Origin of the sequence: Micromonospora maris AB-18-032 (assembly GCF_000204155.1) — a bacterium.
In the GTDB taxonomy this organism is placed as follows: domain Bacteria; phylum Actinomycetota; class Actinomycetes; order Mycobacteriales; family Micromonosporaceae; genus Micromonospora; species Micromonospora gifhornensis.
In genome coordinates this window covers 5,691,555-5,717,789 of record NC_015434.1, presented here as the reverse complement: position 1 = coordinate 5,717,789, position 26,235 = coordinate 5,691,555, and the positions used below count along the sequence as shown (strand labels likewise).

The following is a 26,235-nucleotide window of genomic DNA, read 5'->3' as shown; positions in this document are numbered from 1 at the left end:
AGCCCGGTGAGTGCGAGGGCCCTGCCGCCGCTCGGTCCGACCCGTCGGCTCAAGCTGCCGAGCCAGGCCGAGCGGACGCTCGGCAACGGGCTCACCGTGATCGCCGTACGCCGGTCGGCGGTGCCGCTCGTCGAGCTGCGGCTCTGGATGCCGTTCGGCCGTGCGCACCTGGCCCGGGGTCAACTGCTCGCGCAGACGCTGCTCTCCGGCACCGAGACGATGAGCAGTGTGCAGATCGCCGCCGAGTTGCAGAAGATCGGTGGTGGCCTCTCCGCCGGGCTCGACCCGGATCGGCTGATGCTCTCCGGCACCGGCCTGGCCACCGGTCTGGATCGGCTGCTGGAGATCCTCGCCGAGGTGCTCACCGGCGCCAACTACCCGGCCGAGTGGGTGGCCACCGAACGCGACCGCATGGTCGACGGCATTCAGGTCGCCCGCAGCCAGCCGGCCCACCTGGTCCGTACCGCGCTGCTCAAGCGGATCTACGGCAAGCACCCGTACGCGGTGCAGACGCCGGAGCCCGAGCAGGTCCGCGCGGTCCGGCCGGCGGCCCTGCGTACGCTGCACGCCCAGCGGGTGCATCCGGCCGGTGCGGTTCTCGTACTGGTCGGCGACGTACGGCCGGAGCGGGCCCTGGACGCGGCCGAGAAGGCACTCGGCGGCTGGAAAGGTGACGGACACTCCGCCACGCCGCCACCTGCCCCGCCACTGGTGCCCGGTCCGCTGCTGCTGATCGACCGGCCCGGCTCGGTGCAGTCGTCGCTGCGGATAGCGTTGCCGGGGGTTCCGCGTACCCATCCCGACCACGCCGCACTGCAACTGGCCAACCTGATCTTCGGTGGCTACTTCTCCTCGCGATGGGTGGAGAACATCCGGGAGGACAAGGGCTACACCTACGGCCCGCACTCGGTGGTGGAGCATTCGGTGGCCGGTTCGCTGCTGGTGGCCGCCGCCGAGGTGGCCACCGAGGTGACCGCACCGGCGCTGCTGGAGACCCACTACGAGTTGGGTCGGCTCGCCACCCTGGCACCGAGCGAGGAGGAGTTGGAGCAGGCCCGGCAGTACGCCCTCGGCACCCTCCAGCTGGGCGTCTCCACCCAGGCCGGGCTGGCGTCGCTGGTCAGTGCCTACGCCGGCAACGGACTGCGCCTGGACTTCCTGTCCGAGCACGCGGCCCGACTGGCCAGAGCGACAGTCGACGACGTCGCCGCGGTGGCGGCCCGGTATCTCGCCCCGTCGCGGGCGGTCACCGTGGTACTCGGTGACGCCGAGCGGATCGCGGACCCACTGGGCACCCTGACCTCGATCGAGACCGCGCCGGTGCCGGCATGATCCCGCGAGCTGCCACCCGCTCGGGCGGTGGCACCGGTTGGGGTGGGGTCGGGCAGGGCACCGGATCGGGCGGTGAGGCCGCTCCGCCGCTGGCCCGCTCCACGCTGGACCGGGCGGCGCATCGGCGTACCGACACCGACTGGCTGGCCGGGGCCTGGGCCGGGGCACGGGTGCTGGTGCTGGACGTGAAGGCGGGCGGACGGGCCCTGGTGCGTACCGACACCGACCTGCCGAGCCTGGTTCTCGTCGAGGCCGACGGTCTGCCGCCGGAGCTCGCTGCCGAGGCGATGTTCCTGGGCGTGGAGCCGGACGGCGTGCCGGTGTTCTGCGTACACACCGAACTGCCCCTCGCGCCGGACACCCGGGCGGCCAACCTGCGGCAGATCGGCCACCTGCTCGATGACCGGGACGCCGGCCTGTTCACCACGGCACTGGCGTTGACCAACTGGCACCTGCGGCACCTGTACCACCCCGTCACGGGCGAGCCGACCCGGACGAACGAGGGGGGCTGGTCCCGGGTGGACAGCCGGGGCGAGCGGATCTGGCCGCGTACCGATCCGGCGATGATCGTGCTGGTGCACGACGGTGTCGACGGCGCCGACGGGCGGTGCCTGCTCGGCAACAACGCCAGTTGGCCGAGCACCCCCGGGCAACGCCGCTTCTCCTGCCTGGCCGGCTATGTGGAGCCCGGTGAGTCGGCCGAGGCGACCGTGCTGCGGGAGGTCCACGAGGAGGTCGGTGTCCCGGTCACCGACGTCACGTACGTGACAAGTCAGGCGTGGCCGTTTCCCGGCTCGTTGATGCTCGGATTCCTGGCGACCGCGGACCCGGCGCATCCGGTACGGGTCGATGCCGCCGAGATCGCCGAGGCCCGCTGGTTCACCCGGCAGGAGGTCGGCGCGGCGCTGGCCGGCCGGCCGGTGGATGTGGGCGGTGCCGAGTTGCGCCTGCCGCCACCGTCGTCGATCGCGTTGTTCCTGATCCACCGCTGGTTCGACGGCCACTGCTGAGTCCGGGCGGAACCCGTCGGGGGAGTGTGCGGCCCCGACCCGTGACCGTCGTTGCCGCGGCGGTCACGGGCCGGGGACACGGGCCGTCGTGGTCGGCTGGGTGAGGAACGCGGCGGGGGAGCCGGTCGACCATGACGGACGAGTGTGGGTGTCAGCTGCCGGGGTCGGGACGGGTCTGCCGTCCCCCCGGGTCGTCCAGCGGCAGCACCTTGATCCGCTGTCTGCCGGAACGTACGGCGCCGACCGTGGCGAACGCGCGGGCCAGCACGAAGGCGGCGTCGCGGTCTTCAGCGTGCACGACCTGGCGGCGCGGCTCGGGTCGGGTGGTCTCGTCCCGCAGCCGGTGGCCTTCGGCCCAGGCGGCCGTGATGTCGGCTTCGGCGGCGGCGCGGATGCTGGTGCGAACGATCAGGAACCGCATGTGGGTCTCCGGATGTGCCGCGACGGGTGGAGTTGGTGGAACTTCCACGTCAGGTACATCCGTCATGCTACGCCGCAATCGCATCTCATCAAGTGGAACGCTCGGATTGGACGCAGGCTCGTCCGATCATCCGACCCCTGCTCGTCGGGCTCGCCGAACGACAAGGGGCCGCCGGCACCGATGCCGGCGACCCCATCGGGCGTACGCGAATTCGGTTCAGTTCAGATCGAACTGCCCGTTCTTGGCGCCGGAGATGAAGCCCAGCCAGCCGGCCCGGTTGAACAGCAGCACCGGACCACCGCGATCCTTGCTGTCGCGCAGTGCCACCGCCGCGGGGCCGTTGCGTAGCGGTGCTACCTCGACGCAGTTGGAGGTCTGGCTGCGCGTGCTGGTACGCCAGGGCGCGTCGGCGAGTTGGGCGAGGACGGAGGTGTTGCGGATCTCGTTCATCGTTGTGCTCCTGAGGTCGATCGACACCGACGAGTGGCTGGACTGTCGTGCGGTGTTGCCTCACCGTTCCGTCAGGCGCCCGGCGGAGCCGCGGCGCTGGGTCGGCGCCGTTGCCGAACCACCTACCACGGTGGACGGGACGCCCGCCTCGGACAGCCGTCCCGCCGACTCCATCAGCCAGGAAACGGTGTCCGTTGCGGACAGCGCCGCCGTGCATAGCCACTCAAACGCCACTTTATAGCGATTTAGGGCGATTACCTCGGTCGACATGACGTCGGTGAAGCCACCTTCGATGGCCAGCGTCTCCGGATCGAGCGGGTCGGCGAACCGGTAGAGGGAGAACGCCGTCGGTGGCAGGTACCACTGACCGATCGGCGTGTCGCGCGGCAACACGTGCAGCGTGACGTTCGGCAGCATGGCCAGCTCGCACAGCTGCGTCATCTGCTCCCGGAGCACCTCGGGCGGCCCGGCCCGGTGACTGAGCGCCGCCTCCTCCAGGACCGCCGTGTAGCGGGGCGCATCGGTGTCCCGGGTGAGCAACGACTGCCGGGCCAGCCGCGCCTTGATCTCGGTGTCGATGTCCTCACCGACCTCCGGATCGCCGGCCTCCCGGTCGACCTGCCAGGCGGAGGTGATCCGCATCCGGGCGTACCCGGTGGTCTGCAACAGCCCTGGCACCAGGACCGGGTTGTACTCGGAGATCTCGACGCAACCCGCCTCCAGCTCGGCGAAGCTGCGCTGCTGCCGGGTCATGGCCGGGAAGTTCTTCAACCAGCCACGGATGTCGCCCGCCTCCTGCGTGATGCCGAGCAGTTCGGCCCGTAGCGTCGCATCGACCCGGTAGAGGTCGAGCAGGTCCCGGACGTCCTGCGGGTCCGGCCGGCTGCGTCCGTTCTCCAGCCGGGACAGCTTCGACGCGGAGGCCCAACCGATGTGGTCGATGACCTGGTCTCCGGTCAGGCCGGCGGCCTCGCGCAGACGACGCAGCTCAAGGCCGAGCCGGCGACGGCGCAGGATCGGGCCGGGTGAGGCTGGAGGCACGGTGTCCTCTTTTCCGTCGACCGCCGCAGACGCGACGGTAACTGTATGAAAGTCGCCCCCCACGGTCAGTATGGACGTCGCGACCGGCGCCGGAGGTTCCGGCGGAGGGCGTGTCTCCAGAATTGCGCAGACCCGACACCGGAGGGGCCCCGCCGTGACCTGCGGCGCTCCGGGGTGGGGCGTCTGTCGCGCCCGTCGCGCCACCCCCGGAGGGATCAATGCGCACCGTCCTGAGACGCCCGGACTTCCGCCTGCTCTTCGGCGGACTGCTGGCCAGCATGATCGCCGAGTCGATGCTGCTGCTGGCACTCGCCATCTGGGTGAAGGACCTGACCGGATCGGACGCCCTCGCCGGCGCCATCATCTTCGTGATCATCGCCCCGCGGGTGCTCGCACCACTGGTCGGCTGGGTCGTCGACCGGTACCCCCGGCGTCGTGTCTTCGTGGTCACCAACCTCGCCATGGCGCTGCTGCTCACCCCGCTCCTCGCGGTGCGCGACGCGGGCGACATGTGGATCATCTACGGGGTGGCCGCGCTCTACGGCCTGGCCAACCTCACAGTCGGCGTGGTGCTCAGTCGACTGATCCGGGAACTCGTCCCCACCGACCTGCTCGGTGAGGCCAACGGGGTGCTCCAGACGGTGCGCCAGGGCCTGCGGCTGGTCGGCCCGCTGGCCGGTGCCGGGCTCTACGCGCTGGTCGGTGGCGGCATGCTGGCCACCGTCGGGATCGCCGGGTTCCTGGTCGCCGCCGTCGTGGTGGGAGGACTACCCTTCGCCGAGCCGGCTGAGGACCCGGCCGAGGACTGCCCGGTCACCCGGCGTTGGCGGGTCCAACTCGTCGCGGGTCTGCGTCACCTCGTCGACGAGCCGGCGATCCGGCGGGCGCTTGTCGGCTACGGGCTCGGCTCGCTGGTGATGGGCTTCACCGAGTCGCTCATCTTCGCGTACGTCGATCAGGGACTGGGCCGGGACGCGGCGTTCGTCGGGGTGCTGGTCACCGTGCAGGGCGTCGGCGGTCTGGTCGGCGGTCTGGTCTCGGCCGCCGTGCTGCGTCGGGTCGGCGAGGTGGGCACGCTCGCCGCCGGTGTCGCGTTCTTCGGGCCGGCCGCATTGGCGCTGGCGTACCCGAACATGTGGCTCGGTTTCGCCGCCGTGCTGATGGCCGGTGTGTCGCTGCCGCTGACCATGGTCGGCCTGCACACGCTTGTGCAGCGACGCACCCCGCCCGAGGTGCTCGGCCGGGCCGCCGCCGCGGCCGAGGCGGTGACCCGGGTGCCGCAGGCGCTCTCGATCGGTGCCGGCGCCCTGGTCGTCGGCGTGCTCGACTACCGGTTGGTGTTCGTTGCGGTCGGGCTGGTCACCCTGCTCGCCGCCGCATACCTCTGGCGTGGACGCCAGCTCAGCCCGCCGGCCGGGCAGCCGGCACGTCCCCGGATCCCGGCACCGCGCCCCGCACCCGAAGGGCGAGCGCGTCCGGCCCCCGAAGATCGGAAAGACGGAAATACGGCCGTTTCGACCGTACGGCGGTGATCACGCCGCTCAGACACCGCCATTCCGGCGAACCTGAACCAACCCCGGGATCTGATCATTTTTCCGCCTTGCAGCGGGCCTGGCCGATACCCCTCCTCCAGACGCCGAACATTCGATGGAGTGTCGACGGTCACGTTCTGCACATTCGACGGAACTTGACACTGGCTCTTGACCTGCGAAAACAGCCCTCGTTCAATGATCAGCACACACAGCCTTCCGCTCGGAGGGTCGCAGCCAGGCCAGCACGTAGCGCGACAGACGAAACAGGCGCACGGGGGCCGCGACGATGTCTGGCTGGACGCTGCCGCACCACGCCTCAGAAGGGACGTCACAACTGTGACCAGACCACGCCGCCGCCATGTGGCCCTGATCGCCGCGCTGCTCCTCGCCCCCATGGTGGCGCCCGGGGTGGCCAACGCGAACGGCCCGTTCGTCCCGCCGGGTCAGGAGACCCTCAACCGCTCCTCGATCCTCAGCGCCGCCGAGGTCTCCGCCGAAATGCACGCCCTCGCGGCCCGCAGCAAGGGTGCCCTCCGGATCGAGGAGATCGGCCGTAGCGGCCGTGGCCGCCCGCTGGAGATCGCCTTCATCGGTACCGGTGAGACCCGGGTCTGGATCCAGGGCCGGATCCACGGCAACGAGCCCTACGGTGCCGAAGCCTCGCTGGACTTCCTCAAGACCCTGGTGTCCGGTGGGAAGAAGACGCAGGAAGTCCTGAAGAACATCAGCTTCGCGATCATTCCGATCTACAACCCGGATGGTTTCGAGGAGTACCGCCGCCAGGACAGCGTCCACCGCATCGACCTCAACCGCGACTGGGGCGTCGACCGGCAGATCTTCGACCAGATCAACAGCGTCCGGGCCAGCCGTGGCGAGGCCCCGCTGCCCGAGCGCAACTTCACCAACTACACCCAGTACCGCGCCGTCGAGTCGCAGCAGTTCTGGTACGCCTGGGCCGACTTCAAGCCGCACCACATGATCGACTTGCACCACCAGGGCACGTACTACGTCGGCGACGACACCGACGAGATGACCACCTTCTCGGTGGGCATCTCGCTCGACCCCGGCATGCTCACCCAGAGCCAGTGGGACACCGTACGCCGGATGGGCGTCGCGGCCGCGGACGCCGCCAACAAGAGCGGCGTGGTCGAGACCACCCTCTACCCGTACATCAACATCCCCGAGGGCGTCGTCTCGGCCGCCATGCTCAACGGCCCCGGCCCGCGTGGTGAGTACGCCAACTGGCGCAGCAACGCGATGTTCTTCGAGTCGCGCGGCGGCATCGGCCAGAAGAGCGGTGGCTACCTCATCAAGCAGAACGTCAACGGCCTCTGGGGCATCATCAACGCGATGAGCGACGGTTCGCTGGCGAACGTGGACGCCGACCGGTACAACGAGCTCCCGGCGCGGGGTGCCACGATCACCACCTGCATCAAGTTCCCGAACCAGTGTGACTTCTGATCCTCCGCACTGACTGACAGCAGTGGCGGTCCACCCCGCACCGGGGTGGACCGCCACTGGCGTTGTCAGGCCGCGATCGTCGTCAGGCGGCGATGCCGGCCAGGTGCTGCTTGACCTGGACGATCGAGGGGTTGGTCAGCGCGCTGCCGTCGGCGAAACGCAGCGTGGGGACCGTCTGGTTACCGCCGTTGACGCTCATCACGAAGTCGGCGGCGGCCGGATCCTGCTCGATGTCGACCACCTGGTAGGCGATCCCCTCCCGGTCGAGCTGCGACTTCAGCCGGTGGCAGTAGCCGCACCAGGGCGTCGAGTACATCGTCAGCATGGTCAGATCCTCCCACGTCGGGCCCGGCTGGTCGCTGACCAGGCTCGGGCTATCCGCTGCAACGTCCGGGGCAGCTGAGACAATTCCCCGTTGTGGTGGTCAACTCCCCGTCCGAACGCGTGCTCGCCGGTCTCGACCCGGAGCAACGCTCGGCGGTCACCGCCCCCGCCGGGCCGGTCTGCGTACTGGCCGGTGCCGGCACCGGCAAGACCCGGGCGGTCACGTCGCGAATCGCGTACCGGGCGTTGACCGGTGAGATATCGGCCCGGCATGTGCTCGCGGTCACCTTCACCGCCCGGGCCGCCGCCGAGTTGCGACACCGGCTCGCTCAGCTGGGCGTGGCCGGGGTGCAGGCCCGCACCTTCCACGCGGCGGCGTTGCGTCAGGTGCGCTACTTCGCGCCCCGGCTGCTCGACGGGCGGGCCATGCCCGAACTGCTGGACAGCAAGGTCCGGCTGGTCACCCTGGCCGCCGCCCGGGCCGGCCTGCGCGCCGACCGGACCGCCGCCCGCGACCTCGCCGGTGAGATCGAGTGGGCCAAGTCCAGCCTGGTCGAGCCGGGGGAGTACGTGGTGGCCGCGGCCAAGGCGCTGCGCGAGACGCCGCACGAGCCGGTCAAGGTGGCCGAGGTCTTCGCCGCGTACGAGAAGCTCAAGCGGACCACCGGGGTGATCGACTTCGAGGACGTGCTGCGGGCCGCGGTCTGGGGCATCGAGGAGCACGCGGACGTCGCCGAGCAGGTCCGCAACCAGTACCGGCACTTCGTCGTCGACGAGTACCAGGACGTCAACCCGTTGCAGCAGCGGCTGCTGGACGCCTGGCTGGGCGGCCGCGACGACGTGACAGTGGTCGGTGACGCCAGCCAGACGATCTACTCGTTCACCGGGGCGACCTCGTCGTACCTGGTCGACTTCCCGCGCCGGCACCGCGGCGCGACAGTGGTCCGGTTGGTCCGCGACTATCGGTCCACTCCGCAGGTGGTCGGTCTGGCCAACGCGGTCATCTCGCAGGCGCGGGGCACCGAGGCGCGGTTGCGGCTGGAACTGGTCGGCCAGCGCCCCGCCGGCCCCGCACCCGAGGTGCGGATCTTCACCGACGAGGCGGCCGAGGCCAACGCGGTGGCGGCGCGCTGCCGGGCCCTGGTCGACGCCGGCACACCGGCCCACGAGATCGCGGTGCTGTTCCGCACCAACGCCCAGTCCGAGGCGTACGAGAAGGCGCTCGCCGAGTCCGGCGTGCCGTACGTGGTGCAGGGGGCCGACCGGTTCTTCGAGCGGCCCGAGGTGCGCCAGGCGATGGTGGCGATGCGCGCGGCCACCCGGTCGATCCCCGGCGAGACGCCGTTGGCGGCGGCGGTGGTCGAGGCGCTGGCCGCTGTCGGCTGGACACCCGACTCGCCCCCGCCCGGTGGCGCCGCCCGGGAGCGCTGGGAGGCGCTCGCCGCGCTTGTCCAACTCGCCGAGGAGTACGCGGCCACCCCGCAGTTGATGCCGCTCGGTGCGGCAGCCACCGTCGAACGTCCGGTCACCCTTGCCGACTTCACCGACGAGTTGGCCCGACGGGCCGCACAGCAGCACGCGCCGACCGTGGACGGGGTCACCCTGGCCTCCCTGCACTCCGCCAAGGGGCTGGAGTGGGACGCGGTGTTCCTGGTCGGCCTGGCTGAAGGCACCCTGCCCACCACGTACGCGCGTACCGCCGAGCAGGTCGAGGAGGAGCGGCGGCTGCTCTACGTCGGCATCACCCGGGCTCGCCAGTGGCTCTGGTTGTCGTACGCCTCGGCCCGCTCACCGGGCGGACGGGCCCGGCGGCCCTGCCGTTTCCTGCCCCAGCTGTCGGCGTCCGGTACGACGGAACGGGCCGGTGGCACCCGATCGGCCCCCGGCGCCCAGCGGAGTGCCACCCGGATCGTCTCCTGTCGGATCTGCGGCACGACCCTGCTCGCCGGGCCCGACCGCAAGCTCGGGCGGTGCGCGACCTGTCCCTCCGATATCGACGACGAGCTGCACGAGCGGCTGCGCGAGTGGCGGTCCCGGGTGGCGCAGACGCAGAAGGTGCCCGCCTACGTCGTCTTCACCGACGCCACGCTTGTCGCGCTCGCCGAACGACGTCCGGGACGGGCCGAGGAACTCGTCGCCATCGCCGGCATCGGTCCCCGCAAGTTGGGCCTCTACGGCGAGGCGGTGCTGGCGCTGGTGAAGGGCGCGGCAGTCGACGAAATCTGCTCGTAGAAAACTTTTTGAATCTGCCCGTTAATTCGTTTGCCCTCGCGCGGTCGGCGGGCATAGCCTCAGAACACACCTCGGAGGGGGCCCTGTTCGGGCTGCTCAACCGGGGAATGCCCGAGTCGATTACGAGTGAACGTCAAAGGAGGTGGCACCGATGGAGAGCTACATCAACAAGCGTCCGACGGCGCTGCCCGTTGCCGTCGCTCCGCTGTCGGCTGCCCTGACTCTGGCCGCGGCACCACTGTCGGTCGGTCGGGCTAACGTCGCCGCCGCGCGACCGTGGGCTCCGCAGGTGCACCGGGTCGAGGTTCAGGCCGAGCTGATCCTCGCACCGACGCAGCGTGGGCTCCAGGGGATCAGTGGCTTCACGGGCAAGGGCGTCGATGGCGCCGTCAAGCGGATGGACGTCCGCGGTGTTCCACCTCGAGGTAGACCGGTCTGACCATCAGACCACCGGCTCACCTCGAGGCCGCGGAACCCGCATACCGGGATCCGCGGCCTCAGTTTTTTGCACAGCCGAAGTACGTCGGACCAGCGATCCACGAGATCGAGATGAGAGAGAGGTGACCGGGAGATGAGTCTGGCGTTGGCCCCGCTCGACCTGAACGTCGAGATCGAGGCGAACCTGCCCTGCCGGAAGTTCGACCCCGACCTGTGGTTCTCCGACTCACCCACCGACCTGGACGTGGCCAAGACGCTATGCGGGGACTGCCCGCTGCGGGTCGAGTGCCTCGCCGGCGCGGTCGAGCGGGCCGAGCCCTGGGGCGTCTGGGGTGGCGAGATCTTCGAGCGTGGCGCGGTCGTCCCGCGCAAGCGGCCCCGTGGCCGTCCGCGCAAGGAGGACCTCGCCCGCGACGCCGCACTGCGGGTCGAGGCCGAGGCGCGGTTGGCGGCCAACGGCCTTGCCACCTCGCGCAACGCCGTCCGGCTGGCGGCCTGACATGTTCCCGAACCGAACCCGTACCGCCGGTGTCGCACCGGCCGAGAGAAAGCCGAAATCCATGCTGCACCTGCTGAGCGGAGTCGCCGAAATGCAACTACTCAACGAAGCGTTGTCGAGGGCTCGAATGCTCCGGCCTCAGGCCGGTCGCACCACCACGAGCACTGAGGCAACCCGATCCGCCCGTACCGTCGCCATGGCCAGCCGCAACCGGTCGGCCCGCGAACTGGGCGTCCTGTAGTACCAGCAACCGAACCGGCGGGCGGGGACCTGAGAAAGGTCCTCGCCCGCCGACGTATGTGCGCAGGGGGTCAGCTGACCGCCGCGAAGCCGGGCAGCCAGCGTTCCATGATGCCGCGGTACGGAGCCCTGGCCTCCAGTTGGCACAGCACGCCGATCGACCCGAGTGTCACCCGGTGGATGAGCAGGTACGACGGCGGCAGGTTGAGCTGCCGACTGAACTGGTACGCCGGTGAGCGCGGATTCGCCAGCCGGGCGGCCTCGGCCCGCAGCCAGGCCCGGGTGAACCGGAATTCGTCGGTGGCGATCGGTTCGAGCATCGGGCGCAGGAAGTCCAGCAACGCCTGGCCGTCGACCGGAGCGTCGGCGCTGACGAAGCCCTCGGCCCGCAGGCCTGCCACCACCTTGTCGGCGTCGCCGCGCAGGGCCAGCCCCGCGATGCGGCCGATCGGTTCCGGGGTTCCCTCCGGCATCCGTGCCACCGCACCGAAGTCGATCACTGCGAGCCGGCCGTCCGGCAACAGCCGGAAGTTGCCCGGATGGGGATCGGCGTGCAGCAGCCCGGCCCGCATCGGGGCCGACAGGTGCAGGGTGGCCATCAGCCGACCCGCCTCGTCGCGTTGCTGCTCGCTGCCGTCGCGGATGATGTCGGCCAGCGGGGTGCCCTCCACCCACTCGGTGACCAGGACCCGGGGTGAGGCGGAGAACACCGTCGGCACGTAGATCTCGGAGTCGTCCGCGTACGCGGTGGCGAAGGCCCGTTGTGACTCCGCTTCCAGCTCGTAGTCCAGCTCCTCGGTGATCCGCTCGCGCAGCTCAGTCAGCAGCGGCTTGATGTCCAGCCCCGGCTGGATGGCCCGGAACATCCCACCCAGTCGGGAGAGCTGCTTGAGGTCGGCGAGCAGGGCGTCACCGGCGCCCGGGTACTGGATCTTGACGGCGACGTCGCGGGTCGTGTCGTCCGGCATCCGCCACACCGCGCGGTGCACCTGACCGATGCTGGCCGCGGCGGCCGGCGAGTCGTTGAAGCTGTCGAAGCGGTCCCGCCAGGCCGGGCCGAGCTGCTCGGCCAGGACCCGGTGCACGCTGGCGGCCGGCAGCGGTGGCGCGGCCTCCTGGAGCTTGGTCAGGGCCTGCCGGTACGGCGCGGCGACCTCCTCCGGCAGCGCGGCCTCGAAGACCGACAGCGCCTGACCGAACTTCATCGCCCCGCCCTTGAGCTGGCCGAGGACGCTGAACAGCTGCTCGGCGGTGCGCTGCTGGATCTCCGCCGAGATCACGTCGGAGGCGAGCCCGGTGACGCGCTTTCCCATGCCGAGGACGGTCCGACCGGCGAAGCCGAGCGGCAGAGCGGCGAGCTTGGCGGTCCGGGAGACGGCGCGGCGCGGGATGTCGGTCACCTGGCCATTGTTACTGACTCTGCACCCTCGTTGCTGCCGTGCGGCCGGGCTGGCCACCGGACGTCCGGGTGCGCGAGCATCCGCAGCGGGGATGCGGCGGCCAGTGGCGCCGCCGCAGATTGCCCGGGGACGCGATCTCGATCGCTGCGCCGAGGGTTTCCGGGGTGCCGCCGTCCAGCTGGTGCAGCGCCTCGCCCACCGCGAGCGCGGTGGCCGCCAGCAGGATGCTCGCCGCGCAGCTCGGTGCGGCCGGGCGGCTGGCCAGCTGGGCGGCCAGCGCCGGCCAGTCGGGGTCGCGGTCGGTGCGGTGCAGGTCGAGGCAGCCCAGGCAGGGCCCGTCGGGCGGCCGGACCAGCGGCCCGATCACCGGGACACCTTCCCGCAGGTCGACCATCAGGTGTGGTTGTCGCCGTTGGGCGTGGCCGGCGGCCAGGAGCGGGGCAGGCCGGTCGGCGCCCAACTGGATCACCAGGTCGGGTCGTGGCCGGCGTAGCGCACTGGTGCCGGTGCCGGGTGCCGACCGGGCCACGGCGGCCTGGACCGCCCGGCCGAGTGGCCGGCCGATCTCACCAGCCGTGATGCCGGTGCCGACCAGGTCGATCGGTCGGACGCAGCCGGGCAGGTCGGGATGGACGTGGCCGACGCCGGCCTGGGCCAGGGCGACGGCGATGGCGGCACCGAGCGGGCCGACGCCGGTGACCGTGACCCGGCTGGCCAGTCGGCGCCGGAGCACCTGAGCGGGGGTGCCGGGAAGCCGGGCGGCGGCGAGCGCCAGCGCGGCGGCCTCGGTGACCAGCCGGGCCCGGCGCGGCCCGGTGAGCTCGCGGGGCACCAGGGTGTGCAGGGGGACCACCAGGCCGGCGGTGCGAAGGGCGTCGAGCAGGGTGCGGGCGTACTCCGTCCGGGCACCGGCTCCGGTCAGCACCTGCCGTTCGCTGTGCGTGCCGTCGAGCAGGTCGAGCAGCCCGGCGGTCCTGGGGTCCGCGATCTCCACGAGGACGGCCCGTTCCTGGTCGAGCCCGAGTTGCAGGGTGTGCCGGTCGCGCCAGAGGCGGCTGAGCCCGGGCAACAGGGTGGGACGTGGTGACGGCGGGGAAGGCGGCATGGGTACGAATAGTGACCGAGTCCATGCGTTGCGTCGATCGTTGTCCACAGGTGGCCAGCTTCAGATCCAGGGCTGTCCACAGGATTTGGCGAGATATCCACAACCAGCGGGTAACCAGAGTCGGTCGTCCGACAGTAAGCGAAAACGCGAACGGGGGTGGCCGTCGGCCACCCCCGTTGGTCGAGCGCGTACGTCAGACCTTGGCCTTGCCCAGGATGCGGTTCACTGTTGTGCCACACACCGGACACTTGCCCTTGGCCATGTTCATGCCGGTCTTCGAGACCTCGACGCGGCCTTCGAAGTCCCGCTTCTCCTTGCACTTGACGCAGTAACCGTTGTAGGTCTGGGCCTGGTCGGCCACGTTGCCCTCCTCGTCTCGTCCGCCGGTCGATACCGGTCCGGCGGGTTTCCGGCGGCGGTCGCGTACGGCGCCCGGCGCTGGTGTTTTCCCGCGGCCACCCACGTGACCGCTGGTTGGCGGACCCTACCCAGGTGTGGGCGGTTCCATGTCAGCTGCGCTTTGCCACTGTGAGCAAGGCGACGTCGAGAGTGTGCACGCCGAATCGGGCCAGATCAGTCAGTTTCGCGGGGACACGCCGACCGGGAGCCCGCAAATGCGCTGGTGGTGCCGGTGCGCGGGGGGTGAGGCCCCGACTCGGCCGCCGCTGCGATGATCACTTAGAGTCGCGGGCGCGGCGACCCTACCGCTCGGCGCTCACCACGAAGGGTGATCGTGGCACCTGGGTCAGACTTTTTTTAGGACTCCTGGCAATCAATTATCACTTTTCGGACGCGTGTCCGGGGTTGACCCTTGCGGACCCCTGGTCACAACGCATTAGCTTGCCATCGTGACAGCAAACCGAGGCTGCGCGGTCCACTGATGGCTGGGCCGCGGAAGCCGGTCGTCGAGGTACGGCGCAGCCAGCGCCGGCGACGCACGGTGTCCGCCTACCGCGACGGTGAGCGCGTCGTCGTCCTCATCCCGGATCAGTTCTCCCGGGCCGAGGAGAGCGAGTGGGTCGACCGGATGCTCGCCCGGCTCGCAGCCCGGGAGGGCCGCCTGGCCCGTTCCGACGCTGAGCTGCTGGACCGCGCCGACCGGCTGATCAATCTCTACCTCGCCGAATACGGCAAACAGGCGCTTCCGGCAATCGTCCGGTGGGTGAGCAACCAGAACGGCCGTTGGGGCTCCTGCACCCCGGCGGACCGGTCCATCCGGTTGTCGCACCGGCTCCAGGACATGCCCGACTGGGTCATCGACTACGTGCTGCTGCACGAACTCGTGCACCTCATCGTGCCCAGTCACAACGCCCAGTTCTGGGCGCTGGTCGGCAGGTACCCGAAAACCGAACGCGCCCGAGGTTATCTGGAAGGCGTGGCCGCCGTCTCCGGCACCCCCTGACGCCCGTGAGCGCGTCGGTCCGGCTCCGCGTAGGGTCGGAGGATGCCCCGACGTGTGGTGGTGGCCCTGCTCGGGCCGATCAGCTGGTCGCCGCCCGGCATCGACCCGGTGCACTGGCGTACGGCGCTCGCCGAGGACGTGGTGGACCTGCTGGCCACGCTCAACGAGGTGGACACCGCAGTGGCGGTCACCCCGGCCGACCGTTGGCTGGCCGACGCCGTGATCTGGCCCGGCACCAGCGTCTACGAGGTGCCCGAACCGACCCCGAACGCCGTCTTCGCCGCCCTGACCAGCACCACCGCCCCGGCTGCCGACGCTGACCTGGTCGGCGGTGCCGGGTCGGGGGCGGGTGACGAGCGGCCGTCGGGGCCGTACGAACAGGCGGCGGTGATCGCTGGGGACGCTCCCGACCTGCCGGGGCTCACCATCGGCAAGCTGTTGCGTCCGCTGACCAGCCGTCCGCTCGCCGTCGCCCCGGCCGAGGGTGGTTCCGGCCTGCTGGGTGTGGCGGCCCGGCTACCCGTACCGCCCTGGCTGCCGCCGCTGGATCTGGACGCCACGGTGCCCGCAGCCGTCCGCGCGGCAGCACCCCGCCCAGGTGACCTGGCGGTCACCCCGTCCTGGCACCGGCTACGCGGCCCGGCGGACCTGCCCCGGCTCGACCCCGCCCTCGGTGGCTGGGAGAACACCCGGGCCCTGCTGCCCGACGCGGTCTGAACAGGTGTACGTCGACGGGGCGAACTTCAACGCGCACTCGATCCCGGATCGAGTGGCCTCAAGGACATCCGAAGCCACTCGATCCCAGATCGAGCGTGATCTTGCGCTGGACGAGCGTGCTTTCCCTGCCTGAAGCGTGATCCTGGCGACAGGGGGCTCGGATCAGAGCCGCGCCCAGCGGTCAGGACGGGGTGTCGCCGCCCTTGGGGTCGTCGTCGCGGCGGTCCTGCTCGCCCGGGGCCTTCTCCTCCGGGCCGCCGGGGGCGGTGAAGTCGAAGTTCTCCAGCTCGGTCATCAGGTCGACGTCGGCCATGGCGAAGGCCACCGGGTCGGCGAAGTCGTTGTCGGAGGGCAGCAGGTCCGGGTGGCCCCAGAGCGCGTCCCGGCCGCCGATGCCCCGGTGCTCGGTGAGCGCCGCCCAGAGCGCCGCGGCCTCCCGCAGTCGACGGGGGCGCAGCTCCAGCCCGACCAGTGCGGCGAAGGTCTGCTCGGCCGGCCCACCGGCGGCCCGGCGCCGACGGAACGCCTCGCCCAGCGCGACCACGTTCGGCAGCCGGCCGGCCGCCGCGCCGTCCACCACGTGGCAGACCCAACCCTCGACCAGAGCCAGAGCGGTCTCCAGCCGGGCCAGGGACGCCTTCTGCGTCGGGCTGTCCTCCGGGGTGAAGATGCCTTCCAGGGCGATGGCCTGCATCGACTCGGGGTCGGTTGGGTCGACCCGACCCATCGCCTCCTCGATCGCCTCCCGGTTCACCCGGATGCCGGCGGCGTACGTCTCCACGGCGTTCAGCACGTGCCCGCGCAGCCACGGCACGTGCTCGAAGAGCCGCTGGTGCGCCGCCTCACGCAGCGCCACGTAGAGGCGTACCTCGTCCTCGGGGAGTTCGAGGCCCTCGCCGTAGCTGCGGATGTTGGCCGGGATCAGCGCGGCGGTGCCGGCCGGGCCGAGCGGTAGGCCGATGTCACCGGCGGAGAGCACCTCCGCGGCGAGCGAGCCGAGCGCCTGGCCGAGCTGGCCGCCGAAGAGCGCGCCGCCCAGCGTGGCGACCATCGACTGCATCGGGCCGAGCTGGGCGCGGGCCTCCGGCGGCACCAGGTCACCCATCGCGCCGACCATCCGGCTGGCGACCGGGTCGCACAGCTTGCGCCAGACGTCGAGCGTCTTGAAGATCCATTCGTTGCGGTTCCAGGCCACCACGGTCCGGATGCCGGAGGGCAGCGCGGAAGCCGGCTCCAGCCAGAGGTCGGCGATGCGCAGCGCCTCCTCGACGGCGTTGCGTTCGTACGGCGAGACCGCCGGGTCGCCGGCCGCGGCGAGCTGGCTGGCCGCGACCTGACGGGCCAGGTCCCAGTTGACCGGCCCGCTTCCCGGCGCGGAGAGCAGGTGCTGCAACTGCGACATGAACTGCTGCATCTGCGCGGGGTCGTTGGGGTCGGGCGGCTGCCCACCCGGTAGCGCGAAACCGAACGGAATATCAGGCACGACGTCTACGGTACGCGTGCCGCAGCCCAGGTGGCCCGCGCCGCTGTTGCGCTGAGGGCGAAGTCGCCGTCGTGCCGCCCGGACGCCGTGTCCCGCCTCGGTACGCTCTGCCGCATGAGACGTCGAGGCGTGACCGTCCTGCTCGGTGCTCTGCTCACCGCCCTGCTCAGCATCGGGGTGCTCGCTGCGCCCGTCCCGTACGTGGTGCTCGGTCCCGGTCCGACCGTCGACACGCTCGGGCAGGAGGACGGCAAGGAGGTGATCCAGGTTTCCGGCCGGGAGACCTCCACCTCCACCGGTCAGCTCCGGTTGACCACCGTCGGCGTGCAGCCCAACGTGAAGCTGCGCTCGGCCATCCAGGGTTGGCTCGACGACGATCAGGCGGTGGTGCCGCGCGAGCTGGTCTACCCGCCTGGGGAGACCCGGGAGCAGGTCGAGCAGCGCAACGCCGAGGACTTCCAGGTCTCGCAGACCAGCGCGGAGACCGCCGCGCTGCGCAAGCTCGGGTACGAGGTCCAGGTCGTGGTCAAGGGAGTGTCCGCCGACGGCCCGGCGGCCGGGTTGCTCCAGGAGGGTGACGTGATCACCTCCGTGGACGGCGAGGCGGTGCCGCTGGCCTCCCGGCTTACCGAACTGATCAGGGCGAAGCCGGCCGGCACGCCGCTGCGGGTCGGCTTCACCCGCGACGGGGTGGCCGACACCGCCACGATCACCAGCCGGGAGATCGACGGTCGGCCCCGCATCGGCGTCGACATCGGGCAGCAGCAGCCGCACCCGTTCACCCTCTCCTTCGACCTGAAGGACATCGGTGGTCCCAGCGCGGGTCTGATGTTCGCCCTGGGCATCATCGACAAGCTGACCCCGGAGGACCTCACCGGTGGCCGGATCATCGCCGGCACCGGCACCATCGACGACTCCGGTCAGGTCGGGCCGATCGGCGGCATCCCGCAGAAGCTGGTCGGGGCGAAGGAGGCCGGCGCGACGGCCTTCCTGGTGCCGGAGGCCAACTGTGCCGAGGCGGTGCGCAACCGGCAGCCGGATCTGCCGTTGGTGAAGGTGGGCTCGCTCGACGAGGCATTGGCGGCGCTGGAGACGATGCGCTCCGGCGGCGAACCGACGCACTGCTGAGATCGTCCGGTGACCACCCGCAACCGTTGACGCTCAAGCCTCTGACCAGGCCAAACTCGGGGACCGCCCGGCTACGGATCGACCGCTCGACGCAGTCGCCACGCGACCTTGCGCGAACGCTTGCAGGAACACCCCGTACTCTGGGTGCCTGGTCGGTGCCGATCATATCGAGCGTGCGGAGCCAACAGTGGTCATGCGTAGCAGCAGCCCCCTGCCGAGGATGAGCCGACGTGGACGCGTCACGGTCGGCGTTCTGATCGGGGTGTTCGTCCTGTTCACCCTGCTGGGTTGGGGGGTGCAGGCCTGGACGGACTGGCTCTGGTTCTCCGAGGTCGACTACACAGGTGTCTTCACCGGGGTGCTCGTCACCCGGCTGGTGCTCTTCCTGGCCGCCGCCGCCGCGATGGCGGCGATCGTCGGGGGCAACCTCTGGCTCGCCCAACGACTGCGGCCGCGCAACCGGCCGCACTCGCCGGAACAGGCCACGCTTGAGCGGTACCGGATGCTGCTCGGCCCCCGTCTCGGGCTGTGGATCGCGCTGGCCGCGGCGATCGTGGGTCTGTTCGCCGGCCTGTCCGCGCAGAGCCGCTGGAACCAGTGGCTGCTCTTCCGCAACGGCGGCGACTTCGGCGTCAAGGATCCCGAATTCGGCACCGACATCGGCTTCTACATCTTCCAGTTGCCGTTCTGGCGGTTCCTGCTCGGCCTCGGCTTCACCGCCGTGGTGCTGGCCCTGATCGGCTCGCTGGCCGTGCACTACCTGTTCGGCGGGGTGCGTCTGCAGGGCGTGGGCGACCGGATGACCAACGCCGCGCGGGCCCACCTGAGTTCGCTGGTCGCGGTCTTCGTCCTGCTCAAGGCGGTCGCGTACGTGCTGGACCGGCGCTCGATGCTGCTGGAGTACAACGACGGCGTGGGCGTCTACGGCGCCGGGTACGCCGACATCAACGCCCTGCTGCCGGCCAAGGAGATCCTCGCCTACATCTCCGTGGTGGTGGCGATCGCGATCATCGTGTTCTCCAACGCCTGGATGCGCAACCTGGTCTGGCCGGGCATCTCCCTGGCGCTGCTCGGCGTCTCCGCCGTGGCGATCGGCGGCATCTACCCCTGGGCGGTGCAGACCTTCGAGGTCAAGCCCAGCGCCCGGGACAAGGAAGCGCCGTACATCGAGCGCAGCATCCAGGCCACCCGGGCCTCGTTCGGGCTGGACATCGCGCAACACACGCCGTACGCGGCCAGCAACCTGACGCCGCCGGAGAGCCTGGCCACCGACACCACTGTGGTGTCCAACGTGCGGCTGCTCGACCCGCAGCTGGTCAGCGAGACCTACACCCAGTTGCAGCAGGTCCGTGGCTTCTACGACTTCGGCCCGAAGCTGGACATCGACCGGTACACTGTCGACGACAAGACCCAGGACTACGTGGTCGGCGTACGTGAGATCAACTACGGCGAGCTGACCGCCCAGCAGAGCAACTGGATCAACCGGCACACCGTCTACACCCACGGCTACGGTGTGGTGGCCGCCCCCGCCAACCGGGTGGTCTGCGGTGGTCAGCCGTACTTCGTCTCCGGCTTCCTCGGCGACCGGGCGCAGGAGTCCTGCTCCTCGCCCACCGACCTGATCCCGGCCAACCAGCCCCGGATCTACTACGGCGAGCGGATGCAGGACGGCGACTACGCCATCGTCGGCAAGCCCAGCCCGGACGCCAACCCCGCCGAGTTCGACCGGCCGGCCGGCGAGAGCGGTGAGGGCCGTGAGTCGTACTACACCTACACCGGTGAAGGTGGCGTCGAGATCGGGTCGTTCACCCGGCGACTGCTCTACGCGATCAAGGAGCAGGAGGCGAACTTCCTGCTCTCCGAGGCGGTCAACGAGAACTCCAAGCTGCTCTACGTGCGTAACGCGCGGGACCGGGTGGAGAAGGTCGCGCCGTTCCTCACCCTGGACGGCGACCCGTACCCGGCGGTCGTCGACGGCCGGGTGCAGTGGATCGTGGACGGCTACACCACCGCCGCGACCTACCCGTACGCCGAGCGGGTCAACCTCCAGCAGGAGACCACCGACGAGCTGACCGGCCGGGGCACCATCCAGCTGGCCCGGGAGAACGTCAACTACATCCGCAACTCGGTGAAGGCGACCGTCGACGCGTACGACGGCACGGTCACCCTCTACGAGTTCGACGAGAACGACCCGGTGCTCAAGGCGTGGAACAAGGCCTTCGGTGGTGACCTGATCAAGCCGCGCGCCGAGATCCCGGAGGCGCTGGCCGCCCACTTCCGCTACCCGGCCGACCTGTTCAAGGTGCAGCGCAACCTGCTCACCCGGTTCCATGTCACCAGCCCCGGCGACTTCTACTCCGGGCAGGACTTCTGGCAGGTCCCGAACGTGCCGGACGCGCCCGACAGCGAGGTCAAGCAGCCGCCGTACTACCTCTACACCCAGTTCCCCGAGCAGGACGCGCCGACCTTCCAGCTGACCAGCGCGGTCACCCCGAACGGTCGACAGAACCTGGCGGCGTTGATCTCCGGGTCGTACCAGGACGGCAAGCCCAGGTTGCAGGTGCTGGAGTTGCCCGACCAGACCCGGGTCTCCGGGCCGGTGCAGGTGCACCAGCAGATGACCAACAACGCCAACATCCGGCAGCAGCTGAACCTGCTCTCCTCCAACCAGGCTCAGGTGCAGTACGGCAACCTGCTCTCCCTGCCGTTCGGCAACGGGATGCTCTACGTCGAGCCCGTCTACGTCAAGAGCAACCAGACCGACGCGTACCCGCTGCTCCAGAAGGTGCTGGTGTCCTACGGCGACGGCGGTTCCTTCGTGGTGCTGGCCGACAACCCGACCGACGGCATCAAGCAGCTGGTCGAGCAGGGTAAGCGGGCCAATGCGGGCAATCCGCCGCCGGCCACCGAGGAGCCGCCGGCCGGCGATGACGAGCCGTCGGCCACTCCGTCGCCGACCCCGCCGGCTACTGACGCACCGCCGCTCACCGGCGACCTGGCCGCGGCCGCCAACCGCGTGCAGGCCGCGATCACGGAGGTGCGGGCCGCGCAGACGTCCGGCGACTTCGAGCGGTACGGCCGGGCGCTGAAGGAGCTGGACGAGGCGCTTACCGCGTTCCAGCAGGCGCAGCAGGCGGCCAGCGGAGGCGGCGCCCAGGGCGGTGCGACGCCCACGGGTGCTCCGACACCGAGCGGCTGACGTTCGTCGACCGCGAGGGCCTGCGATGGTGATTCTCCGATCACCATCGCAGGCCCTTTCGGCTTTCATGGTGAGGCTGGTGACCGTGGGAGCGGCCCGGGCCGAGCGGCCGTTCCGGCGTCGTTTTGCGGTGGCCAGGGGTGGTGCGCTACGGTGGATCTACCGACGCGGGGTGGAGCAGCTCGGTAGCTCGCTGGGCTCATAACCCAGAGGTCGCAGGTTCAAATCCTGTCCCCGCTACTGCCAGACGATGGCCCCGGACTCAGGTCCGGGGCCATCGTGGTCTCGGCGCGCTGTCGTGTCGGGCTCCTCGCCGGGTCCGGTACCGCGTCCGTCGTCGGGTCGGTGCCACCGCTGGTGCTCCAGCGGCATGCGTATGTGGGTCATGACTCGCGGCGGTGGTGCGCGAATGGCCCCGGTGGGCGGTGTTCGCACCGACTGCGTGCCGATGGTGGGGGTGGGTGATCGGTGCAGCGGTGGGTGCGGTAGGCTGAATCTACCGACGCGGGGTGGAGCAGCTCGGTAGCTCGCTGGGCTCATAACCCAGAGGTCGCAGGTTCAAATCCTGTCCCCGCTACTGCCAGACGATGGCCCCGGACTCAGGTCCGGGGCCATCGTCGTTTCGCCAACTCGCGTCGTCGACACAGCTGCCGTTCGTCGACCACGGTTGCGCTCGTCGGCGAGGATGAGCCCATGTCTTCGTTCAGCAAGTGGTGGGGGCGGCTCAGCACGCTCCTGGGTGTGGTCGTGCTCTCGGTGTTCGTTCCGGTCGCCGCCTGGGCCTCGACCGGGACCGGGGAGCTGGTCGTCGAGGCCGCCCGACGGCGGCGTGGTGGCGGCTTCTTCGGCTTCCTGAGCCTGCTCTGCTGCCTGGCGGTGGTGGCGGTGGTCGTGCTGCTGGTGGTCCGGATGACGCGCCGCCGGCGTTGACCTGGGCTCGGCTCCCGCACCGCCCTCGCCGAGGGCACCTTGCTTTTCGGCACCCTGCGCGGCACGTGGTCTACTTGTCGCCGTGGAACTTCTGCATTCGGGCAAGGTGAGGGACGTATACGCCGACGGCGACGATCTGATTCTGGTCGCCTCGGACCGCATCTCCGTCTACGACGTGGTGCTGCCGACCCCGATCCCGGACAAGGGCAAGCTGCTCACCGCGCTGTCGCTGTGGTGGTTCGAGCAACTGGCCGACCTGGTGCCGCACCACGTCATCTCGGCGACCGACGTGCCGGCGGAGTTCGCCGGTCGGGCGATCCGCTGCCGTCGGCTGGAGATGGTGCCCGTCGAGTGCGTCGCCCGAGGCTTCCTGACCGGTGGCGGCCTGAAGGAGTACGAGCGCACCGGCGCGGTTTCCGGAGTCGAGTTGCCGCGTGGGCTGGTCGAGGCGTCGATCCTGCCGGAGCCGATCTTCACCCCGTCGACCAAGGCGCCGATGGGTGAGCACGACCAGCCGATGACCTTCGCCGAGGTGGTCGACAAGGTCGGTGCCCAGACCGCCGAACGGCTGCGTCAGGTGACGATCGACGTCTACTGCCGCGGCACCGAGTTGGCCGCGCAGCGGGGCATCCTGGTCGCCGACACCAAGATCGAGCTTGGTTGGGCGGCGGACGGCACGCTGGTCCTCGCCGACGAGGTGCTCACCCCGGATTCGTCGCGGTTCTGGCCGGCCGAGTCGTACCAGCCCGGTCGGGCGCAGTTCTCCTACGACAAGCAGTACGTGCGGGACTGGGCGGCCAGCAGCGGCTGGAACAAGCAGGAGCCGGCGCCCGAGGTCCCGGCCGAGGTGGTCGAGGCCACCCGCGCCCGCTACGTGGACGTCTACGAGAAGCTGACCGGCAACCGCTGGGAGTGATCACTCCAGCCGGTGTCGGCCGATGTGCTGCTCGGTCACCACGGTCGCGGTGAGGATGCGTACCGTGGTGCCGGCCGGGCCGGTCGCGACATCCATCGCGTCGGTCAGCTCGCGGGCCAGCCAGAGGCCCCAGCCGCCGGCCGTGTCGGGCGCCGGCCGGTTGCGGTTGTCGAGTCGCTGGGCGCTGATGCCCCGGCCGTGGTCGGAAACCTCGCAGAGCAGCTGACCGGGCTCCGCCCAGAGGCGCAGCCAGCCCTGGCCCCCGCCGTGCCGCACGGCGTTGGTGATCAGCTCGTTGACGGCGAGCACGAAGTCGTCCAGACGCTCGTCGCGCAGCCCGGCGGCGTGCGCGCAGGAGGCGACCGAGTGTCGAAGCTCGGTCACCTGAGCCTGGTCGAAGGCATCGGCGATCAGGAGGGCGTGTTCGATGGGCACCACCGTACGCGGTGTAGGCGGTTCTGCGTTTGTCATGGCCCTGTCCCGACAGAAGATCGCGGAGCTTTACGCGGCATTTACCACCGTACGTCAGGGTTCGTTGGGCCGCATGGGCCGAGGTGCCGGCTGATCGCTTGTGGCATGGTGACGCACGTGCCCGCGCCCGGTGGTTTCGAGGTCCCGCTCTGGCGTGCCGTCGCGGTTTTCCGGGTGGCTTCCCTGGCGTACGTCTGCGTGGTCGTGGCCCGCGACGCGGACCGGTACGCCCACCCGCTCGCCGCCGGTGCGCTGGTCCTGGTGATGGCGGCCTGGACCGTCGTCACCGCGTTCGGCTACGCGGCGCCGGCCCGGCGCGGCTGGCCGCTGCTCCTGGCCGACCTGGGTGTCGTGGTGGCGATCCTGCTGGTCACTCCGTGGGTGATGGGCCGGGAAGCCCTCGCCGCCGGTCTGCCGACGCTGGCGATCGCCTGGCTCAGCGGGCCGGTGCTGGCCTGGGCCGTCTCCGGTGGCCGACGCCGTGGCGTGACAGCCGCGCTGGTGATCGGCGGAACCGACCTGGTGACCCGGGGCATGGTCACCCCGACCGCGATCAACGGCACGATCCTGATGTTGCTGGCCGGTGTGGTGGTCGGGCACGTGGCCCGGTTGGCGGTCCGCGCGGAGCAGCGGTTGCAGCAGGCCGTCGAACTGGAGGCGGCCACCCGGGAACGGGAACGGCTGGCCCGCGACATCCACGACTCGGTGTTGCAGGTGCTGGCCCTGGTGTCCCGCCGGGGCGAGCACCTCGACGGGGAGGCCGGTGAGCTGGCCCGGTTGGCCGGCGAGCAGGAGGCGGCCCTGCGCGCACTGATCTCCGACGCCGGTCCGCGTGCCACCGACGGGCCGGTGGACCTGCGTGAACTGCTCGGTCGGTACGCCTCGGCCACCGTCTCGCTGTCCACCCCCGCCACCGCGGTGCCGCTGCCCCCGCGGGTGGCCCACGAACTGGCCGCCGCCACCGGGGCGGCACTGGACAACGTGGCCCGGCACGGCGGCGGGCGGGCCTGGGTGCTGGTCGAGGACGAGGACTCGACGGTGACCGTGTCGATCCGGGACGAGGGACCGGGTTTCGCCCCGGACCGGCTCACCGAGGCCGTCGCCCAGGGGCGGCTCGGCGTGGCCCAGGCCATCCGGGGCCGGCTGACCGACCTCGGTGGTACGGCCACGATCAGCTCCGTCCCGGGCAGTGGCACCGAGGTCGAACTCACCGTGTCGAGGAGGAGGAACCCGTGAGCGGCGTACGAGTCATGGTGGTGGACGACCACCCGATGTGGCGCGAAGGGGTGGCCCGCGACCTGGCCGAGGCCGGTCATCAGGTGGTGGCCAGCTGCGGTGAGGGCCGCCAGGCGGTCCGGGTGGTGGCTGCCGCCCGCCCCGACGTGGTGGTGCTCGACCTGCAACTGCCCGACGTCTCAGGCGTGGAGGTGATCCGTGGGCTGCGCGCCGCCTGGCCGCAGGTCCGCGTGCTGATGCTCTCCGCCAGCGGTGAACAGCAGGGCGTGCTGGACGCGGTCAAGGCCGGGGCGACCGGCTACCTGCTCAAGTCCGCCGCGCTCGCGGAGTTCCTCGACGCGGTACGGCGTACGGCGGCGGGCGAACCGGTGTTCACGCCCGGCCTGGCCGGGCTGGTGCTCGGCGAGTACCGCCGGCTGGCCGCCGCCGGTGGGCCGGAGCCGGGTCAGGACACCGCACCCCGACTCACCGAACGGGAGACCGAGGTGCTGCGGCTGGTGGCGAAGGGGATGTCCTACAAGCAGATCGCCGAGCGGCTCGGCCTGTCCCACCGTACGGTGCAGAACCACGTGCAGAACACGCTCGGCAAGCTGCAACTGCACAACCGGGTCGAACTGACCCGCTACGCGATCGAACGCGGCCTGGACGAGTAGCGCGTCGCCGTCACACCGAATGCGGCGGACGGGTCTCGTGCACGGCCAACTCCTCGGCGCTGGCCCCACCACCGGCGCTGCCCGCGTCGTACGCGATGGCCTCGGCCTCCTGGTCGGTGTGCGTGCCCTCGTCCGGTTGGACCAGCCGACCCACGGTGGCGTTGCCCGCGCCCAACTGTCCGTGGTCGTAGAGAGAGACCGGGGACTTCGGGTCGGAGGTCGGGCCGGGGTCCATCACGTCGGCGTCGAGTTGCGCCTGCGCCGCCTGTTCCCGACTGTCCGCCTCGGCCGCGATGTCCGGGTCCACCGGCGCGGCCAGCGGGTCGTCGACCGGCAACTCGAACTGCTCCCGGCTCAGCTTGTAGTCCAGCGACTCACCGTCGAGCTGCTCGTCGGCGGTGGTGCCGAACTCGTCCACCGCCACCGGCACGCGGTCGCCGGGCAACTGGGCGGGGGCCGGGCCGTCCGCCTCCCGTCCGGTCAGTACGTCGTCCCCAGCCGTCGAGTCGTCGTCGGCGGTGTCGGGCAGACCGTCGGCCTCGGGGTCGGACAGCGGGGTCGGGTACTCGTCTTCGCGCATACCTGCACCACTACCCGCTGCCCCGGTGCCGTAAC

At 70.7% G+C, this 26,235-nt stretch carries 24 protein-coding genes, 2 tRNA genes and 2 pseudogenes; 18 read left to right on the top strand and 10 right to left on the bottom strand.

The window, feature by feature from the left end; genetic code table 11:
• Positions 1 to 6: 6 nt before the first annotated feature.
• Together VAB18032_RS25265 and nudC are read left to right on the top strand one after the other, a co-directional pair.
• Positions 7 to 1,332 carry a M16 family metallopeptidase gene (locus VAB18032_RS25265; protein ID WP_013735769.1) on the top strand — a complete coding sequence of 442 codons (1,326 nt, stop codon included), beginning with the start codon at positions 7 to 9 and terminating at the stop codon, positions 1,330 to 1,332.
• A complete protein-coding gene (gene nudC / locus VAB18032_RS25260) occupies positions 1,329 to 2,342 on the top strand; it encodes an NAD(+) diphosphatase (RefSeq protein WP_013735768.1) in 1,014 nt (337 codons plus the stop codon). Before VAB18032_RS25265 ends, nudC begins: the two co-directional genes overlap by 4 nt.
• A gap of 151 nt (positions 2,343 to 2,493) precedes the next feature.
• Here nudC and VAB18032_RS25255 read toward each other — a convergent pair whose 3' ends face one another.
• The 3 genes from VAB18032_RS25255 to VAB18032_RS25245 form a co-directional block, all read right to left on the bottom strand.
• Positions 2,494 to 2,763: a hypothetical protein gene (locus tag VAB18032_RS25255; RefSeq protein ID WP_013735767.1), complete on the bottom strand. Its 270-nt coding sequence runs from the start codon at positions 2,761 to 2,763 to the stop codon at positions 2,494 to 2,496.
• A gap of 216 nt (positions 2,764 to 2,979) precedes the next feature.
• Positions 2,980 to 3,213 (bottom strand): DUF397 domain-containing protein, encoded by a 234-nt coding sequence (locus tag VAB18032_RS25250; protein ID WP_013735766.1) that lies wholly within the window; start codon positions 3,211 to 3,213, stop codon positions 2,980 to 2,982.
• 60 nt (positions 3,214 to 3,273) lie between these two features.
• Positions 3,274 to 4,254 carry a helix-turn-helix domain-containing protein gene (locus VAB18032_RS25245; RefSeq protein ID WP_013735765.1) on the bottom strand — a complete coding sequence of 327 codons (981 nt, stop codon included), beginning with the start codon at positions 4,252 to 4,254 and terminating at the stop codon, positions 3,274 to 3,276.
• 218 nt (positions 4,255 to 4,472) lie between these two features.
• Here VAB18032_RS25245 and VAB18032_RS25240 point away from each other — a divergent pair, with 218 nt between their 5' ends.
• Entirely contained in the window at positions 4,473 to 5,786 is a 1,314-nt protein-coding gene (locus VAB18032_RS25240) for an MFS transporter (RefSeq protein ID WP_013735764.1), read from the top strand.
• A 336-nt stretch (positions 5,787 to 6,122) separates the two neighbouring features.
• On the top strand, positions 6,123 to 7,247 hold the full coding sequence (locus VAB18032_RS25235) for a M14 family zinc carboxypeptidase (protein ID WP_158309512.1): 1,125 nt from the start codon (positions 6,123 to 6,125) through the stop codon (positions 7,245 to 7,247).
• Positions 7,248 to 7,329: 82 nt separating this feature from the next.
• Here VAB18032_RS25235 and VAB18032_RS25230 read toward each other — a convergent pair whose 3' ends face one another.
• Entirely contained in the window at positions 7,330 to 7,572 is a 243-nt protein-coding gene (locus VAB18032_RS25230) for a mycoredoxin (RefSeq protein WP_013735762.1), read from the bottom strand.
• Between the two features lie 92 nt (positions 7,573 to 7,664).
• On the opposite strand from VAB18032_RS25230, the gene VAB18032_RS25225 reads away from it, so the two are divergent.
• The 3 genes from VAB18032_RS25225 to VAB18032_RS25215 all read left to right on the top strand — a co-directional run bounded on the left by VAB18032_RS25225 (position 7,665) and on the right by VAB18032_RS25215 (position 10,740).
• Positions 7,665 to 9,803: an ATP-dependent DNA helicase UvrD2 gene (locus tag VAB18032_RS25225; RefSeq protein WP_013735761.1), complete on the top strand. Its 2,139-nt coding sequence runs from the start codon at positions 7,665 to 7,667 to the stop codon at positions 9,801 to 9,803.
• Between the two features lie 151 nt (positions 9,804 to 9,954).
• Complete coding sequence (locus VAB18032_RS25220) at positions 9,955 to 10,242, top strand: hypothetical protein (RefSeq protein WP_013735760.1); 288 nt, start codon at positions 9,955 to 9,957, stop codon at positions 10,240 to 10,242.
• 132 nt (positions 10,243 to 10,374) lie between these two features.
• Positions 10,375 to 10,740 (top strand): WhiB family transcriptional regulator, encoded by a 366-nt coding sequence (locus tag VAB18032_RS25215; protein ID WP_013735759.1) that lies wholly within the window; start codon positions 10,375 to 10,377, stop codon positions 10,738 to 10,740.
• Positions 10,741 to 11,051: 311 nt separating this feature from the next.
• Here the strand turns inward: VAB18032_RS25215 and VAB18032_RS25205 are convergent, their stop codons facing one another.
• The 3 genes from VAB18032_RS25205 to VAB18032_RS32420 form a co-directional block, all read right to left on the bottom strand.
• Entirely contained in the window at positions 11,052 to 12,380 is a 1,329-nt protein-coding gene (locus VAB18032_RS25205) for an ABC1 kinase family protein (protein ID WP_013735757.1), read from the bottom strand.
• 10 nt (positions 12,381 to 12,390) lie between these two features.
• Positions 12,391 to 13,485 carry a thiamine biosynthesis protein ThiF gene (locus VAB18032_RS25200; protein WP_050814652.1) on the bottom strand — a complete coding sequence of 365 codons (1,095 nt, stop codon included), beginning with the start codon at positions 13,483 to 13,485 and terminating at the stop codon, positions 12,391 to 12,393.
• Between the two features lie 193 nt (positions 13,486 to 13,678).
• A complete protein-coding gene (locus tag VAB18032_RS32420) occupies positions 13,679 to 13,846 on the bottom strand; it encodes a DUF5679 domain-containing protein (protein ID WP_012014940.1) in 168 nt (55 codons plus the stop codon).
• A 519-nt stretch (positions 13,847 to 14,365) separates the two neighbouring features.
• Between VAB18032_RS32420 and VAB18032_RS25195 the strand changes: the two genes are divergently transcribed.
• The 3 genes and pseudogenes from VAB18032_RS25195 to VAB18032_RS33580 form a co-directional block, all read left to right on the top strand.
• Positions 14,366 to 14,887 carry a M48 metallopeptidase family protein gene (locus VAB18032_RS25195; RefSeq protein ID WP_013735755.1) on the top strand — a complete coding sequence of 174 codons (522 nt, stop codon included), beginning with the start codon at positions 14,366 to 14,368 and terminating at the stop codon, positions 14,885 to 14,887.
• 42 nt (positions 14,888 to 14,929) lie between these two features.
• Positions 14,930 to 15,164, top strand: a pseudogene (locus VAB18032_RS33585) (hypothetical protein); the annotation flags it as partial.
• Between the two features lie 95 nt (positions 15,165 to 15,259).
• Positions 15,260 to 15,604, top strand: a pseudogene (locus tag VAB18032_RS33580) (hypothetical protein); the annotation flags it as partial.
• 181 nt (positions 15,605 to 15,785) lie between these two features.
• Here the strand turns inward: VAB18032_RS33580 and VAB18032_RS25185 are convergent.
• Entirely contained in the window at positions 15,786 to 17,087 is a 1,302-nt protein-coding gene (locus VAB18032_RS25185; protein ID WP_043721854.1) for a zinc-dependent metalloprotease, read from the bottom strand.
• A 114-nt stretch (positions 17,088 to 17,201) separates the two neighbouring features.
• Between VAB18032_RS25185 and VAB18032_RS25180 the strand changes: the two genes are divergently transcribed.
• The 6 genes from VAB18032_RS25180 to VAB18032_RS25155 all read left to right on the top strand — a co-directional run bounded on the left by VAB18032_RS25180 (position 17,202) and on the right by VAB18032_RS25155 (position 23,260).
• A complete protein-coding gene (locus VAB18032_RS25180; RefSeq protein ID WP_043721852.1) occupies positions 17,202 to 18,215 on the top strand; it encodes a YlbL family protein in 1,014 nt (337 codons plus the stop codon).
• Between the two features lie 193 nt (positions 18,216 to 18,408).
• Positions 18,409 to 21,414, top strand: coding sequence for a UPF0182 family membrane protein (locus VAB18032_RS25175; RefSeq protein WP_193386271.1), 3,006 nt, complete (start codon positions 18,409 to 18,411; stop codon positions 21,412 to 21,414).
• 166 nt (positions 21,415 to 21,580) lie between these two features.
• Positions 21,581 to 21,654 (top strand) — tRNA-Met (locus VAB18032_RS25170).
• A gap of 263 nt (positions 21,655 to 21,917) precedes the next feature.
• A tRNA-Met gene (locus VAB18032_RS25165) sits at positions 21,918 to 21,991 on the top strand.
• A gap of 116 nt (positions 21,992 to 22,107) precedes the next feature.
• The gene (locus tag VAB18032_RS25160; RefSeq protein ID WP_013735750.1) at positions 22,108 to 22,344 is read left to right on the top strand and encodes a hypothetical protein; all 237 of its coding nucleotides are present in this window, start codon (positions 22,108 to 22,110) and stop codon (positions 22,342 to 22,344) included.
• 82 nt (positions 22,345 to 22,426) lie between these two features.
• Positions 22,427 to 23,260: a phosphoribosylaminoimidazolesuccinocarboxamide synthase gene (locus VAB18032_RS25155; protein ID WP_013735749.1), complete on the top strand. Its 834-nt coding sequence runs from the start codon at positions 22,427 to 22,429 to the stop codon at positions 23,258 to 23,260.
• Here VAB18032_RS25155 and VAB18032_RS25150 read toward each other — a convergent pair whose 3' ends face one another.
• A complete protein-coding gene (locus VAB18032_RS25150; RefSeq protein ID WP_043721844.1) occupies positions 23,261 to 23,731 on the bottom strand; it encodes an ATP-binding protein in 471 nt (156 codons plus the stop codon).
• Between the two features lie 117 nt (positions 23,732 to 23,848).
• Here VAB18032_RS25150 and macS point away from each other — a divergent pair, with 117 nt between their 5' ends.
• Together macS and VAB18032_RS25140 are read left to right on the top strand one after the other, a co-directional pair.
• Positions 23,849 to 24,967: a MacS family sensor histidine kinase gene (macS, locus tag VAB18032_RS25145; protein WP_232510859.1), complete on the top strand. Its 1,119-nt coding sequence runs from the start codon at positions 23,849 to 23,851 to the stop codon at positions 24,965 to 24,967.
• Between the two features lie 14 nt (positions 24,968 to 24,981).
• The gene (locus VAB18032_RS25140; RefSeq protein ID WP_043721841.1) at positions 24,982 to 25,620 is read left to right on the top strand and encodes a response regulator; all 639 of its coding nucleotides are present in this window, start codon (positions 24,982 to 24,984) and stop codon (positions 25,618 to 25,620) included.
• Positions 25,621 to 25,630: 10 nt separating this feature from the next.
• Here the strand turns inward: VAB18032_RS25140 and VAB18032_RS25135 are convergent, their stop codons facing one another.
• Positions 25,631 to 26,200, bottom strand: a complete 570-nt coding sequence (locus VAB18032_RS25135) for a DUF5709 domain-containing protein (RefSeq protein ID WP_013735745.1) — start codon at positions 26,198 to 26,200, stop codon at positions 25,631 to 25,633.
• Between the last annotated feature and the right edge of the window lie 35 nt (positions 26,201 to 26,235).